The sequence below is a fragment of the Enterococcus sp. DIV0774 genome (genome assembly GCF_050539095.1).
Lineage (GTDB): Bacteria > Bacillota > Bacilli > Lactobacillales > Enterococcaceae > Enterococcus > Enterococcus faecalis.
On record NZ_CP172923.1, the window covers coordinates 1,105,566 to 1,121,835 of the forward strand.

Below are 16,270 nucleotides of genomic sequence, written 5' to 3' on the forward strand. Positions count from 1 at the left end.
GTTACGCCTCCTTAAATGAATTCGTCCGTGTATAGGCAATTAAACTGAAGACTGCGGAAAGAATGAAGATTAAAATACCAATCACAGAGGCTAAATTGTAATCCATTGTATCGACAGTCAATTTGTATAACCAGGTAACTAAAAGGTCAGTTGAGCCTGCACCGTAGAAGTTAGAATTGGCTGGACCGCCGCCTGTTAATAGATAAATGACATTGAAGTTATTGATGTTGCCAATAAACTGTTGAATCAGCGCCGGGGTCATTACAAATAGAATTTGTGGAAACGTAATACTTTTAAAAATTTGCCATTTATTGGCACCGTCAATTCTAGCTGCTTCGATTTGATCTTCAGGAAGGTTTTGGATAATCCCTGTAGAGATTAACATCGTAGCAGGAATACCAATCCACATATTGACAACAATAATGGTTAATTTTGCCCAATTCGGATCTGTTAAGAAGGGGATAGAAGAATCGATTAAGCCCCAGTTTAACAACAGAGCATTGATAGGTCCGGAACCATTTAAGAGGTTTCGCATAATTAAAAGTGAAACAAACGGAGGTACGGCCATCGTGATGACAAAAATAGTCCGCCAAAACGCTTTATATTTTAAGCCTTTTGTATTGATAAGCAAGGCTAAAATGATTCCAAAAAAGAAACAAGTTGCGGTTGCGAAAACAGCCCAAATCAAGGTCCAGCCAAGTACTGGAAAGAACGTTGAAGCCATATCGCCTGTGATTACATTGCCTAGATTTGCCAATCCAACCCAAGTAAAAAGGTTTTTCGGTGGCAAATGGTTATGGTCGTAGTTGGTAAAGGCAATGGAAATCATATATAACAACGGCAAGATGGTAAAGAAAAGAACGCCTAGTAAGGGAATCGTCATTAAAGTTGCATGGAAACGTTCGTTTAACAAGCTACGTAAATCATCCATAGTTGTTGGAATTTTTTTGCCGGCTGTCTTTAATTCATATAGGTGACGGGCGCTTTTTAAATTGATTACATATAAAATGATTAGCGATAAACAGACTAAAATTGCTGCAATTCCGAATAATAATAAGAGCATTGAATTATCGCCTTCTTTTAGAACTTCAATCCCTAAAGAATCATCATATACTAATCCTTGCTGTTGGGTCCCTAGTGTTCCTAGCATCATTAATGCGTGGAAACCATTACGGATTAACCAATAGATAAAGCCAATTTCAGCTGTTAAAAAGATGATTCCCTTTAACCACTGCTTGTTGGCGAAGTTTGCAGCACCCATAACTAAAAAAGATAGTTTTGTAGCGAAGTCGCCTTTTTTAAAGACCTCTCGAAATGACGTCTGGGCTTTCTTTTTCTTGAACATCTTCGTTCACTCACTTTCTACTTAAATAAAAAAGATAGAGGAAATGGGACAGCAGATTGAAGCTCGTCCCATTTCTTTACTCTTTTTATTCTTTTGCTTCTTTTGATGTGTCTTGGACTAATTTATCTAATTTTGCTTGATAATCCGCAGGTTTGATATTGCCTTTGTACGTATCATTGATCACTGCATCCATCGCAGGCCAGAATGAAACGATTTCTGGGATTTTTGGCATTACCACAGAGTGGGTTGGTTGCGCCATTTCTAAGATAGCTTTTGCAACAGTATCTTGTGTGATTTCTTCGTTTGTTTGTAATTTTTTGTTTGAAGGGACAAAGCCGATTTCTTTAAAGTAAGTCATTTGTGCTTTTTCGCTGGTTAAATAGTTTGCTAATGTCATTGCGGCCAATGGTGCTTGTGTTTGTTGGTTGACAGCAAAACTACGAACGCCCAAGAAAGCTTTCATTTGTTTTTCTCCATTGCCAAAATCAATGGTTGGATAGGCAGCAGCCCCCATTTTGTCGCCAAGAGCTTTTTCTACATCGTTTTTAGACCAAGGACCAGAAAGGAAGGCATCCGTTTTGCCAGAACCTAGATTAGACAATGCTTCTGTATTTGATTGGATCACACCAGGATTATTTTTTTGATCGGCAATCCATTGTAATACTTCTATACCTTGTTGGTTATTAAAGTTGGTACCTTTTGGATCTTCGCCATTTTCACCATATAAGTAATCGCCGTTACTCATAAATAGAGGACCGAAGATATAATTTGCGCCATCTTCGCCAAAATTGGTACCGATTTTGCCTTTTTCAGTTAAAGACTTCCAAGTTTTGATTTCCTCTGGAGAATACGTATCTTTGTTATAATAAAGAACTTGTGACTCTACGGCATAAGGGTAGGCATAGACTTTGTCTTTCCAAGTGACTCCTGCGACTGCCGAGTCGATATTGTTTTCTTTGACTTCTTTTTCATATTTTGTGTTAGGGTAAATCAGACCAGCTTCTGCCATTTGACCAATTTGATCATGTGGCATCATGAAAACATCTGCGGCAGCTTTAGGATCTTTTGCAATGTCTTTTTTAGCATCTGCCGAATTTCCAGCAGTTAAGTTAACTTTAATATCGGGGTTTTCTTTTTCAAAATCGGCGACAACTTTTTTAAAGACGCCCATATATTCAGTATCAACCCATAATTTTACGTCACCAGCTGCTTTATTTGCTGAACCGCTTTCATTTTCAGCTTTCGTTTTTTCTGCGCCACCACAGGCAGTAAGTAAAACCGCGGAAGCACTTAAAAGGATACCGCCCATTAAAATCTTTTTCCAATTCGCTTTCATTTTTGAACCCTCCAAAAATTATTTTTTACAAGTCTTATTATGCAACCGATTGCGGAAATAATCAAGTGTTTTTCATCGAGAAAGTTAAAAAAGTTTTTTTGTTATAAATAACATACTGTTTATTTAAAGTGGTGTATACCACTAATTAAGCATTTTAAATAAAAAAATAAAAAAGGGTATACAAATGCAATCGTTTGCGCTAAAATGTGTTCGAGTATTAGAAAATACACGAAAAGCGACAATTAAAGGAGAGAATTAAATGAACACTGCTGCAATCTACCATCGTCCAGAAAGTGAATTTGCTTATCTTTATACAGAAGAAACCATGCATATTCGTTTGCGTACGGCAAAAGGCGACATTGCCTCTGTCCAATTAGTGCAAGGAGATCCTTATCTTTTAGGGAAAGAAAAGTGGTACCAACAGTCGTTAACCATGGAGAAGTTAGTATCTACGGAGTTATATGATTACTGGTTTATTGCATTAAGTGCAAAATTTAAACGCCTTTCATATGCTTTTACTTTAGTAGGGACGGATGGCTTGACGGCGTTTTATGGCGAACACGGCATTTATCCTTTAGAAGAAAAGTATTTAGCGATGGCGAATAATTATTTTCGGATGCCGTATTTTCATGAAATCGATCGTTTTAAAGCACCTGAATGGGTCAAAGAAACGGTTTGGTATCAAATATTTCCAGAGCGTTTTGCAAATGGTGATCCCGCCAATGATCCTGAAGGGACGTTGCCGTGGGGATCTAAAAGACCAGATCGACAAGATTTTTTTGGTGGGGATTTGCAAGGGGTGCTAGATCATCTTGATTACATTGAAGATTTAGGTGTTAACGGCTTATATTTTTGCCCAATTTTTGAAGCGTTTTCTAATCACAAATATGATACGATTGATTATTTAAAAATTGACCCAGCTTTTGGTGATGGCGCTACCTTTAAGCGTTTAGTCGAAGAGTGTCATCGACGGGGCATTAAGATTATGTTGGACGCCGTTTTTAATCATATGGGGGACACTTCGCCTCAATGGCAAGATGTGTTAAAAAATGGCCAGGACTCAATTTATGCCGATTGGTTCCACGTAAATGAGTTTCCAGCTAGCTATGAAGAAAGTGCTGATTTTGAAGAAGCAAGCAACATTACCTATGATACTTTTGCATTCACTCCGCATATGCCTAAATTAAATACAGCAAATCCAGAGGTGCAAGCCTATCTTTTAGAAATTGCTCGTTATTGGATTGAGGAATATGATATTGACGCCTGGCGTTTAGATGTGGCAAACGAAGTGGATCATGCGTTCTGGAAAAAATTCCGGCAAACATGTGATGACGCAAAAGAAGATTTTTATATTTTAGGAGAAATTTGGCACTCGTCGCAAAGCTGGCTCCAAGGAGACGAATTTCATGCAGTGATGAATTATGCATACACAGATGCGATTATGGGCTACTTTGTTAAGCAAGAACTGTCCTTGGAAAAGATGCTTTCTGAAATGAACAACCAGTTAATGCTCTATCGACAACAAACGAATCAAATGCAGTTTAATGTTTTAGATTCCCACGATACACCACGCTTATTGCATGAAACGAAAGAGGATAAAGAGTTGATGCGCCAAGTATTAGCGTTTACGTATATTCAACCAGGCGTCCCTTGTCTTTACTATGGTGATGAAATTGGTATGACAGGTGATATGGATCCTGATTGTCGTCGTTGTATGGTTTGGGAGGAAAATCAGCAAGATTTGGATTTGAAGGAATTTGTAAAATCATTGATTGCCCTTCGCAAAAAGTATGCGGCTGTTTTTTCTGGTGGAACAATCGATTGGACAGGAACTTCTTTTGAAACGGGGTTGATTAGACTCGCTTGTCGTTTGGAGGAACAAACGATCTATGGGATTTTTAATACTGGCCAAGAGACACAATTTGTTGATAGAACTGATCGAGAAGTTTTGCTAAGTTCTTCTATCGAAATTGCTTCAGAACAGATAATGGTTTTACCAAAAGGTTTTCTTTTATATCAAGCATAATAATTAAGCAAAGGAATGTGAAGAAGAATGGAAAAACATTGGTGGCAAGAAGTCGTGGTTTATCAGATTTATCCTCGCAGTTTTAAGGATAGCAATGGAGATGGCATTGGAGATTTACCAGGAATTATTGAAAAATTGGATTATTTGGAAACGTTAGGCATTGGGGCTATTTGGTTATCACCAGTTTATCAATCACCCAATGATGACAATGGTTATGATATTTCTGATTATGAAGCGATTATGACAGAGTTTGGGACGATGGCGGATATGGATCGTCTAATTGAGGAAGCGAAAAAGCGAAAGATTGAAATTATTATGGATTTAGTGGTTAACCATACGTCAGATGAACATCGTTGGTTTATTGAAGCGAAAAAAAGCAAGGAGAACCCCTACCGAGACTATTATGTATGGGCTGATCCTGCTTCAGATGGCGGTGTGCCTAACCGATTGAAATCTGCCTTTTCGGGTTCGGCGTGGACGTTTGATGAAGCGAGTGGGCAATACTATTTGCATTTGTTTAGTAAAAAACAACCAGATTTAAATTGGGAAAACCAACAAATGCGTCAGTCGGTTTACGAGATGATGAATTTTTGGATTGATAAAGGAATTGGCGGTTTCCGTTTAGATGTAATTGACTTAGTGGGTAAAATTCCAGGAGAAGAGATCACCGCGAATGGACCTCATTTACATCGTTATTTACAAGAAATGAACGCCGCGACATTTGGCGGCAAAGAGCTGTTAACTGTAGGTGAAACATGGGGGGCCACACCTGAGATTGCAAAAATGTACTCTAGTCCAGAGCGTCATGAATTATCTATGATTTTTCAGTTTGAACATATGAGCTTGGATCAACAACCAGGTAAAGAAAAATGGGACCTTCAGCCAATGGAAGTTGCCAAGTTGAAACAGGTTTTTGCAAAATGGCAAACAGAATTAGGAAATGATGGCTGGAATTCTTTATTTTGGAATAACCATGATTTACCGAGAATGATTTCACGTTGGGGAAATGATCAGGAACATTGGTTGGAAAGTAGTAAGTTATTCGCTATTTTACTGCACATGATGAAAGGCACACCTTATATTTATCAAGGGGAAGAAATTGGTATGACCAATACGCCGATTACAGATATTCGTGAAGCGCGGGACATCGAAACGATTAACATGTACCATGAGTATCTAGAAAAAGGATATTCTAAAGAAGAAATTTTGCTGAAAATTAATACTAAAGGTCGCGACAATGCACGCCGGCCTATGCAGTGGACCGCTGAAAAAAATGCGGGCTTTACGACGGGTACACCTTGGATTGATGTTAATCCCAATTATCAAACGATTAACGTCGCTGCTGCTTTGGCAGATAAAAATTCACTATTCTATACGTACCAAGAAATGATTCGTTTGAGAAAAGAACATCCTTTAATTGTTTGGGGCAACTTTGAATTGCTAGAAACAGTGGACGAAGTGATCAGTTTTTATCGTACCTATGGTGAGGAACGCTGGCTTGTTGTAACGAACTTTTCTGACAAAGTTCAGCCATTTTCTGCAGACGTTCATGTAGAACAAGTAATGATTGAAAATATGCCGACAGATGTCACTGCTTTAGCAGATTATTCGTTAGCGCCTTGGCAAGCATTTGTTGTGAAAGTGAGTCAATAAGATGGACCAATGGTGGAAAAATGCTGTCGGTTATCAAATTTATCCTCGGAGTTTTAAAGATAGCAACGGGGATGGCATTGGTGATTTGCAGGGAATTATTGAGAAATTACCGTATTTAAAAGAACTAGGGGTCGATTTTTTATGGTTAAATCCGATTTACACTTCGCCAAACGTTGACAATGGTTATGATATTGCGGATTATCAAGGGATTCAGCCAGAATTTGGTACGATGGAAGATTTTCAAGAACTTTTGGATCAAGCGCATCAATTAGATTTGAAGATTATTCTTGATCTGGTAGTCAATCATACAAGTGATCAACATCCGTGGTTTGTTGAAGCGAAAAAAAGTTTAGATAATCCGTATCGTGAGTATTATTTATGGGCCGATGCGACACCAGAACGTATGCCGAATGAATGGCAAAGCTTTTTTGGTGGCTCGACTTGGACGTATGACGAGGGTACAAAGCAAGCATATTTTCATGTGTTTGCAAAAGAGCAACCTGATTTGAACTGGAAAAATCCTAAAGTTCGTGAAGAGATTTATGCGATGATTCGCTGGTGGTTAGATTTGGGAATTGATGGTTTCCGATTGGATGCGATTAGTCATATCCAAAAAGAACCTTGGGATTTTAAAATTACCACGAATCCGTGGGCTCCCTTTATGAATGTAAAAGGCATTGAAGACTATATGCTGGATTTGAAAGCTATTTTTGCTGAGTATGACATCATGACAGTGGGGGAAGCTAGTGGTGTTTCAAGTAAAAAAGCGGTGGAATGGACCAATGATACGGGCTATCTAAATATGATTTTTGAATTAGAGCACAATGTTCGAGAAGGAAAGCCAGGAGAAGAACGGTTAAATATTTTAGGCTATAAAAAAGTAATGGCTCGCTGGCAAAAGCATTTAGGGACAGAAGGCTGGAATGCATTATATGTAGAAAATCATGATAATCCCAGAATCAATTCAATTTTAGGCGATGAAACCTCTCATTCTGCTAAGGCGATTGGAACAATCGCCTTGCTCTTGCGAGGAACGCCGTTTATTTATCAAGGACAGGAAATCGGCATGGTTAATTATCCGTTTCAACAGATTGACGAGTTAGATGCTAAAGATTCCCATAACCATTATCGTTTGCTTATAGAAAATGGCTACGATGCGAAACAAGCATTAAAAGAAGTGGCGCATTGGACGCGGGACCATTCGCGTACGCCTATGCAGTGGACGAATCAAGAGGCAAGTTCATTCACCTCGGGGCATCCGTGGTTAGCAATTCATCCCAATTTCAAAGAAATAAATGTGGCTGACCAAGAAACGGATGCGCAATCCGTGTTGAATTATTATAAAAAGTTAATTGCGCTGCGGAAAGAAAATCCAGTCTTTACAGATGGACAGTTTGAACTATTAGCGCCCAATCATCCGTCTGTTTTTGCTTTTTTAAGAAAAACAACTGAGGCAACAGCGTTAGTGATTGTCAATTTAAGTGGAGAAAAGTGCCAATTTGACTTGCCGAATAAATTACTAGGCAGAAAGTGGCAACAATTGTTAGGAAACCAAGAGTTTACAGTGGAGAAACGGATGCGGTTAGCACCTTATCAGGCAGGGGTCTTCCAATAACTGATTTGTTCTATAATGAGTGCAAGAGGCTTACTTTTAAGTAGGACTCTTGCACTCGTTTTTAGGAACTTCAACAACCGAGAGACTTCATAAATAATTGAATTTTTACAGAAATGCGTTATACTTACTTTGGGTAAGTTATTTAATTTTATGAAAGTAGGGGGAAATGATGCTGAAAACACGTGTAGAAGCATTTACAGATGCAGTCATTGCGATTATTTTAACGTTATTAATTTTAGAATTAAAAATTCCTGAAAAAGCAGATTGGTCTGCTCTGACTCAATCTGGACACAAAATCATTATTTATTTAATTAGTTTTGTTACTTTATTAATTTACTGGAACAATCATCATCATTTATTTCAAAGTGTCCGTAAAATTGATGGACGTGTCCTTTGGATGAATAATTTTCTAATTTTGACGTTGACGTTTTTCCCGTTTGTTACTGGTTGGGTAGGTGAACATCCGTTTTCTTGGCCGCCACAAGCTTTGTATGGCTTAGTAGTATTAGGAGCTGATGTTGCTTATTATCTAGTGGTGCGGGCATTGATTCAGGCAAATGGGCCCAAATCCGAAGTACAACGTTTGTTTGGCCACTATCCAAAATTAACGCTTTCGATTGTGTTGAATATTATTGCGTTGATTGTGGGTAAACTGGTAGCGCCAATCGCTGTTCTGATTATTGATACGATTGTTTTAGTCATGTGGTTTATTCCTGAGCGAAAAGCAGAAATAAAGGAAACTTTAAAGTAGTTATTTTTTATTTATAACAAAAAAGTCATAAATCTTTTGACAAGAATGTCAAACTCCTCTATTATAAGAAGTGGATAAAAACTGAATAATTGTTAGGTGAGGCTCCTATTTGGACAAATGCTGCTGCCGCGAAAGGATCGAGAGACCCTTAGTTGGTTGAACAGGAATAATCGTGAAGGTTATTCATAATGTAGCTGATACATGTTATCTACGCCCTATAGTGCTAAAGCTCAACGATAGAGAATCTTATTTAAAGATGGTATTTTGGGACGTACTCTATTGTTGAGTAGGTCCTTTTTTGTGTGTTTGGCAAAAAAGCAATTATTCACTGGAAGTATAAATAAGAAAAAGAAAGGATGACTGTCATGGAAGACCCTGGAAGTGAACAGAGAAACAAAATACAGTCACCAACGAAAGGAGAAGATTTTAGCACTCTTTTCGGCAGGTGACCACAACCTTGGAGGAAAAGAAAATGATGAACAAAAAAACAATGGATATGAGAAAAGCAACCAAAGATCAAGAATTACGTAAATTGGCGTTGCTTTCTGAACGGGAATTAATGATGGAATTACGGACATCTGAAAAAGGACTCTCGAATGAAGATGCCGAAAAAAGATTAGAGGAATTTGGACCAAACGAAGTTTCTGCACAAAAGCCAACCCCAGCAATTATTTTATTTTTAAGTGCATTCAAAGATCCATTTGTCTATGTCTTAGCCTTATTGATGGTCGTTTCAACTTTAACGAAAGATTTCGAAGCCGCTATCGTGATGGGCGTGATGATTTTAGCCAGTGTCTTGATTGCTTTTATACAAGAATATCGTTCTCAAAAAGCGAGTTTGGATTTAAAAGAATTAATTGAAAACACCGCTGCAGTGACACGGGAAGGGATTACGAAAGAAATTCCAATGGACGAAATTGTTCCAGGAGACATTGTAACTTTAGCTACAGGAGACATGATTCCTGCAGATGCCGTGTTGATTTGGACCAAAGATTTATTCGTTAATCAATCGTCGCTAACAGGCGAATCCATGCCTGTTGAAAAATTTGTGGATGCAGGTGTGGATCGTCAACAAACAGAGGTTTCTGCATTAGATATGCAAGACCTAGTGTTTATGGGCACAGATGTCTTGAGTGGACAAGGAAAAGCGATTATTTTAAAAACTGGGCAACATACATTTTTTGGTGATATTGCTAAAAATGCTACAACACAACGAGGAAAAACTAGTTTTGACTTAGGCTTAGCAAAAGTCAGTAAGTTTTTATTACGAATGGTAATGATTTTGTTTCCAATCGTTTTCTTGATTAATGGTTTAACTAAAGGTGCTTGGGGCGAAGCGTTTTTCTTCGCGATTGCCGTTGCAGTTGGTTTGACACCAGAAATGTTGCCAATGATTGTTACGAGTAACTTAGCCAAGGGTGCATTATCCTTATCGAAACATAAAGTCATTGTTAAAGAATTAGCGGCTATCCAAAATTTGGGTGGTATGGATGTGCTCTGTACAGATAAAACTGGAACGATTACCGAAGATCGTGTAGTTTTGGTTCAACATTTGAATCCATTAGGTGATTTGAGTGACGAGGTTCTAAATTTAGCCTACTTAAATTCTTCTTATCAAACAGGTTGGAAAAATTTAATGGATATTGCCGTTATTAATTTTTATGAAGAGCATCAATGGAAAACGCCGTTTAAAAATGTCACTAAAATTGATGAAATTCCTTTTGATTTTTCCAGACGCCGCTTAACGGTTGTCGTGAATGCAGATGATCATCAATTGATGATTACGAAAGGCGCCGTGGAAGAAATGGAAGAAGTGTGCACGCATGCGCAAATTAATGGCGAAATTGTACCATTAAGCACTGCTGTACGAGAAGAACTACGCCGAGTGAATGTTCAAATGAACAAACAAGGGATGCGTGTGTTAGCGGTAGCTGTAAAAAAAGATGTCCATAAAGAAGCAGTTTATTCAGTTGAAGATGAAAAAGAGATGACATTGATTGGATTTATGGGTTTTCTTGATCCAGCAAAAGAGTCAGCCGTCAGCGCTATCCGCTCCTTACATGAACATGGTGTCAACGTGAAAGTGCTAACGGGCGATAATGACATTGTCGCCAAAAAAGTCTGTAAAGATGTAGGTATTGAAGTTTCCCATGTGTTATTAGGTTCTCAAATTGAAGCAATGACAGATGAAGAGTTGCGGGCGCAAGTAGAAGAAACTAATTTATTTGCCAAATTAAATCCGATGCAAAAATCTAAAATTATTGAATTGCTACAAGCAAAAGGTCATACGGTTGGTTTTATGGGGGATGGCATTAATGATGCACCGGCATTACGAAAAGCTGATGTGGGCATTTCAGTAGATACTGCAGCTGATATTACTAAAGATGCTAGCTCGATTATTTTACTGGAAAAAAGTTTAAATGTACTGGAATCTGGTGTGATTGAAGGACGAAAAGTATTTAGCAATATGATGAAATATATTAAAATTACCATCAGTTCTAATTTTGGGAATGTCTTTTCAATTTTAGTAGCCAGTGCCTTTTTACCATTTCTACCAATGCTTTCCTTACAACTCTTGATTCAAAATTTGATTTATGATGTAGCTCAGTTGACAATTCCTTGGGATAATGTCGATGAAGAAGAGTTATTAAGCCCTGTTCGGTGGGAAACGAACGGACTAGCGAAATTTACGGTATGTATTGGCCCGGTAAGTAGTATTTTCGATATTCTAACGTATCTTGTCATGTGGTTTGTGTTTAGCGCCAATAGTTTGGCAACTCAACATTTATTCCAAACAGGTTGGTTTATGGTGGGACTTGTTAGTCAAACGTTAGTTGTTCATATGGTCCGGACGCGGAAAATACCATTCATTCAAAGTCGTGCGTCAATGCCTGTGATGTTAAGTAGTTTAGGCGCGATTTTACTCGGTTTCTTGATTGTAGCAACGCCTATAAGAGAGGTTTTTGACTTTGTGAAACTTCCGGCTAACTACTGGCCATGGTTCTTTGGAATCATCATTGCGTACATGTTAACTGTTGAAGTAGCTAAACGTTTATATATTAAAATTACCAAGGAATGGATTTAGTAAAATCTACTGAAAGAGAAAAGAATTTGCTAAGCTGTATTACTCGTTTTGCGAAAATTTGGTGATTTTAAGCAATGAATGTTCGTGATAAAACCTAAGGTAAAGTATTTGGCAAAAAAACGAGCCAAAAAAATAAAAATTAACGAAAAAAAACTTTGTTCTCTAAAAAATAAAAAACCGCATGCTGAGTAGGTTACTCGGCTGACGGTTTTTATTTTTTGGTTTTTTCAAGATAATTTTCATGAAAACGCAAAGTTCGGAAATCAGATTACTAGCCAGCTCGGGGATGAGGGGGCTCGAATTAATAGAACTGTTATATAATATTTTCAAAATAGAATATAACAGTTAGGAGAAAAATAGTACAGAAGAAGTGTGGAACAGAAACCGTTTTCTTGTTTGTGAAAATTATCACTAAAACGCAAAAACATGCGGTTTTGCTCTTTTGTGAAAAAATGAAGAAATTAGAGTTTTTTTCTTGCGCTTTTTCGAATTTAGTGATAATTTGTTAAGTGTAGTCGATAAAAAGTAATACAGTTTCGCACTCTGTTTTACTTTTATCGAAATTAAAGAAACGTAATAGAGAGGATTGTGTGACAAAATGGCAAAGGCTAAGAAACAAAAACCTATTGACTTTAAAGAGCTAATGGCTAAAGTCGACGCTGATTTCCCAACTTTCCAAATCTTGGATCAAGATGGAAAAATTGTGAATGAAGATTTAGTACCTGATTTATCGGATGAGGAATTAGTTGAATTAATGACACGCATGGTTTGGTCTCGTGTGTTAGACCAACGTTCTACTGCATTAAACCGTCAAGGACGCTTAGGATTCTTCGCGCCAACAGCTGGACAAGAAGCAAGCCAATTGGCAAGTCAATTTGCAATGGAAAAAGAAGACTACTTACTACCAGGTTACCGTGATGTACCTCAATTAGTACAACATGGTTTACCATTAAGAGAAGCTTTCTTATGGTCTCGTGGTCACGTAGCAGGGAACTACTACGCGGAAGATTTAAATGCATTACCACCACAAATTATCATTGGTGCTCAATACATCCAAGCAGCTGGTGTTGCTTTAGGATTGAAAAAACGTGGAAAAGAAAATGTTGTCTTCACTTATACTGGTGACGGCGGTTCTTCACAAGGGGACTTCTATGAAGCAATTAACTTTGCTGGTGCTTACCAAGCAAATGGTGTCTTCATTATCCAAAACAATGGTTTTGCGATTTCTACACCTCGTGAAAAACAAACAGCGGCTAAAACTTTAGCTCAAAAAGCTGTTGCAGCAGGAATTCCTGGTATTCAAGTTGATGGTATGGATCCATTAGCAGTTTACGCAATTGCAAAAGAAGCACGCGATTGGTCAGCTGCAGGAAACGGTCCAGTTTTAATTGAAACATTAACTTATCGTTATGGTCCACATACTTTATCTGGAGACGATCCAACACGTTACCGTTCAAAAGAAATGGATGACGAATGGGTACAAAAAGATCCATTGACTCGTTTCCGTAAATATCTAACAGATAAAGGCTTATGGTCTGAGGCAAAAGAAGAAGAAATTATTGAAAAAACAAAAGAAGAAATCAAAGTAGCGATTGCAGAAGCGGATAAAGCGCCAAAACAAAAAGTTTCTGATTTCTTGAAAAATATGTTTGAAGTTCAACCTCAAACAATTAAAGAACAAATTGCATTTTATGAAGCGAAGGAGTCGAAATAAAAATGGCACAAAAAACTATGATCCAAGCAATTACAGATGCCTTAGCTCTTGAATTAGAGAAAGACGAAAATGTCTTAATCTTCGGTGAAGACGTTGGTAACAACGGTGGGGTTTTCCGTGCAACTGAAGGTTTACAAGAAAAATTTGGTGAAGACCGCGTCTTCGATACACCTTTAGCTGAATCTGGTATCGGTGGATTGGCTTTCGGTCTTGCCTTGCAAGGTTACCGTCCAGTTCCTGAAATCCAATTCTTTGGTTTCGTTTTTGAAGTATTTGACGAAATCGTTGGTCAAATGGCTCGTACGCGTTACCGTATGGGTGGAACTCGTAATATGCCAATTACTGTTCGTGCCCCATTTGGTGGTGGTGTTCATACACCAGAACTTCACTCAGATAACTTAGAAGGATTAATCGCACAATCACCAGGTGTTCGTGTTGTTATTCCATCAAACCCTTACGATGCAAAAGGACTATTAATTTCATCTATTCGTAGCAACGATCCAGTTGTCTACTTAGAGCACATGAAATTATACCGTTCATTCCGTGAGGAAGTGCCAGACGAAGCTTATGAAGTGCCTTTAGATAAAGCGGCTGTAACTCGTGAAGGAACAGACGTATCAATCATCACTTACGGCGCTATGGTTCGTGAAGCGATTAAAGCAGCTGATAGCTTAGCGAAAGACAATATTTCAGCAGAAATCATTGACTTACGTACAGTGGCTCCTTTAGATGTGGAAACAATTATTAACTCTGTTGAAAAAACTGGCCGTGTGGTTGTCGTTCAAGAAGCACAAAAACAAGCTGGCGTTGGCGCTATGGTTGTTTCTGAAATTTCTGAACGTGCCGTATTATCATTAGAAGCACCAATCGGACGTGTATCTGCTCCAGATACAATCTTCCCATTCGGACAAGCAGAAAATATCTGGTTACCAAATGCGAAAGATATCGAAGCAAAAGCTAGAGAAATCGTCGAATTTTAATAGTTATTCGAAGTAGATAAACGAAGAATTAAACAGGTGGAATACGGCTATAGGCATGAAATGTTCAGCTACTATAGTCGTTTCCCCGCGTTTTGCTCCTAAGAAAATAGACAGATCCAACGAAGAAGGGAAGACTTAAAAAATGGCTTATCAGTTTAAATTACCGGATATCGGTGAAGGGATTGCCGAAGGCGAAATCGTTAAATGGTTTGTAAAACCTGGCGATACAATCAACGAAGACGATACGTTATTAGAAGTACAAAATGACAAATCAGTGGAAGAAATTCCATCACCAGTAACAGGTACTGTAAAAAATATCGTTGTACCAGAAGGAACAGTTGCAAACGTTGGTGACGTGTTAATCGAAATCGACGCACCTGGTCACGAAGATAACGATGCAGCACCAGCAGCTCCTGCACAAGAACAAACACCAGCACAACCTGCTGCTGTACCAACAACAGAAGCAGCTGGCGGATTTTTCCAATTCAAATTACCAGACATCGGTGAAGGAATTGCCGAAGGCGAAATCGTTAAATGGTTCGTTAAAGCTGGCGACACAATTAATGAAGATGATTCATTATTAGAAGTACAAAATGACAAATCAGTAGAAGAAATTCCATCACCAGTAACAGGTACTGTAAAAAATATCGTTGTACCAGAAGGAACAGTTGCCAATGTTGGTGACGTGTTAGTTGAAATTGACGCACCTGGTCATAATTCAGCAGCACCGGCAGCCGCAGCACCAGCTACTGACGCTCCTAAAGCGGAAGCATCAGCTCCAGCCGCTTCAACAGGCGTAGTTGCAGCCGCTGATCCAAACAAACGCGTTTTAGCAATGCCATCTGTTCGTCAGTATGCGCGTGAAAAAGACGTTGATATTACACAAGTAACTGCAACTGGTAAAGGTGGCCGTGTCATTAAAGCGGATATTGATGCCTTTGTTTCTGGTGGCTCTCAAGCAGCACCAGCTACTGAAGCTGCCGCAACAGAAGCAGCACCTAAAGCGGAAGCAGCACCTAAAGCAGCGCCAAAAGCCTTTACTTCTGATTTAGGCGAAATGGAAACACGTGAAAAAATGACACCAACACGTAAAGCAATTGCTAAAGCAATGGTTAACAGCAAACACACTGCTCCTCACGTAACATTACATGATGAAGTAGAAGTTTCTAAATTATGGGATCACCGTAAGAAATTTAAAGATGTTGCTGCTGCAAATGGTACAAAATTAACATTCTTACCATACGTTGTAAAAGCATTGACTTCAACTGTTCAAAAATTCCCAATCTTGAATGCATCAATCGATGATGCAGCACAAGAAATTGTTTACAAAAATTACTTTAACATTGGTATCGCTACTGATACAGATCATGGCTTATATGTACCAAATGTTAAAAATGCTAATACGAAGAGCATGTTTGCTATCGCTGATGAAATCAACGAAAAAGCAGCATTGGCTATCGAAGGCAAATTAACTGCACAAGATATGCGTGATGGTACAATCACAATTAGTAACATTGGTTCAGTCGGTGGCGGCTGGTTTACACCAGTAATCAACTACCCTGAAGTTGCTATTTTAGGCGTTGGTACAATTGCACAAGAACCAGTTGTTAATGCAGACGGCGAAATCGTTGTGGGACGCATGATGAAATTATCATTAAGCTTTGACCACCGTATCGTTGACGGCGCAACTGCTCAAAAAGCAATGAACAACATTAAACGCTTATTAGCTGATCCAGAATTACTATTAATGGAAGGATGATTAACA

At 38.5% G+C, this 16,270-nt stretch carries 10 protein-coding genes and 1 riboswitch; of the genes, 8 read left to right on the plus strand and 2 right to left on the minus strand.

Features of this window, described 5'->3' with window-relative positions:
* Position 1: 1 nt before the first annotated feature.
* A complete protein-coding gene (locus IGL86_RS05450) occupies positions 2-1,345 on the minus strand; it encodes a carbohydrate ABC transporter permease (RefSeq protein WP_002357775.1) in 1,344 nt (447 codons plus the stop codon).
* An 85-nt stretch (positions 1,346-1,430) separates the two neighbouring features.
* Positions 1,431-2,681 carry an extracellular solute-binding protein gene (locus IGL86_RS05455; protein WP_002382263.1) on the minus strand — a complete coding sequence of 417 codons (1,251 nt, stop codon included), beginning with the start codon at positions 2,679-2,681 and terminating at the stop codon, positions 1,431-1,433.
* 259 nt (positions 2,682-2,940) lie between these two features.
* Here IGL86_RS05455 and IGL86_RS05460 point away from each other — a divergent pair, with 259 nt between their 5' ends.
* The 8 genes from IGL86_RS05460 to IGL86_RS05495 all read left to right on the plus strand — a co-directional run bounded on the left by IGL86_RS05460 (position 2,941) and on the right by IGL86_RS05495 (position 16,264).
* Complete coding sequence (locus IGL86_RS05460; RefSeq protein WP_016615768.1) at positions 2,941-4,707, plus strand: glycoside hydrolase family 13 protein; 1,767 nt, start codon at positions 2,941-2,943, stop codon at positions 4,705-4,707.
* Positions 4,708-4,734: 27 nt separating this feature from the next.
* Positions 4,735-6,360, plus strand: coding sequence for a glycoside hydrolase family 13 protein (locus IGL86_RS05465; RefSeq protein WP_016626466.1), 1,626 nt, complete (start codon positions 4,735-4,737; stop codon positions 6,358-6,360).
* 1 nt (position 6,361) lies between these two features.
* Entirely contained in the window at positions 6,362-7,975 is a 1,614-nt protein-coding gene (locus IGL86_RS05470; RefSeq protein ID WP_033625423.1) for a glycoside hydrolase family 13 protein, read from the plus strand.
* A 169-nt stretch (positions 7,976-8,144) separates the two neighbouring features.
* Positions 8,145-8,726 carry a TMEM175 family protein gene (locus IGL86_RS05475; RefSeq protein WP_033625424.1) on the plus strand — a complete coding sequence of 194 codons (582 nt, stop codon included), beginning with the start codon at positions 8,145-8,147 and terminating at the stop codon, positions 8,724-8,726.
* Positions 8,727-8,807: 81 nt separating this feature from the next.
* Positions 8,808-8,975: riboswitch (M-box (ykoK) riboswitch) on the plus strand.
* 223 nt (positions 8,976-9,198) lie between these two features.
* Complete coding sequence (mgtA, locus tag IGL86_RS05480) at positions 9,199-11,811, plus strand: magnesium-translocating P-type ATPase (protein WP_002388982.1); 2,613 nt, start codon at positions 9,199-9,201, stop codon at positions 11,809-11,811.
* 598 nt (positions 11,812-12,409) lie between these two features.
* A complete protein-coding gene (gene pdhA / locus IGL86_RS05485; protein ID WP_002357768.1) occupies positions 12,410-13,525 on the plus strand; it encodes a pyruvate dehydrogenase (acetyl-transferring) E1 component subunit alpha in 1,116 nt (371 codons plus the stop codon).
* Positions 13,526-13,527: 2 nt separating this feature from the next.
* On the plus strand, positions 13,528-14,505 hold the full coding sequence (locus tag IGL86_RS05490; protein ID WP_002357767.1) for an alpha-ketoacid dehydrogenase subunit beta: 978 nt from the start codon (positions 13,528-13,530) through the stop codon (positions 14,503-14,505).
* Positions 14,506-14,647: 142 nt separating this feature from the next.
* Positions 14,648-16,264, plus strand: coding sequence for a dihydrolipoyllysine-residue acetyltransferase (locus tag IGL86_RS05495; protein WP_033624947.1), 1,617 nt, complete (start codon positions 14,648-14,650; stop codon positions 16,262-16,264).
* The last annotated feature ends 6 nt before the right edge of the window (positions 16,265-16,270 follow it).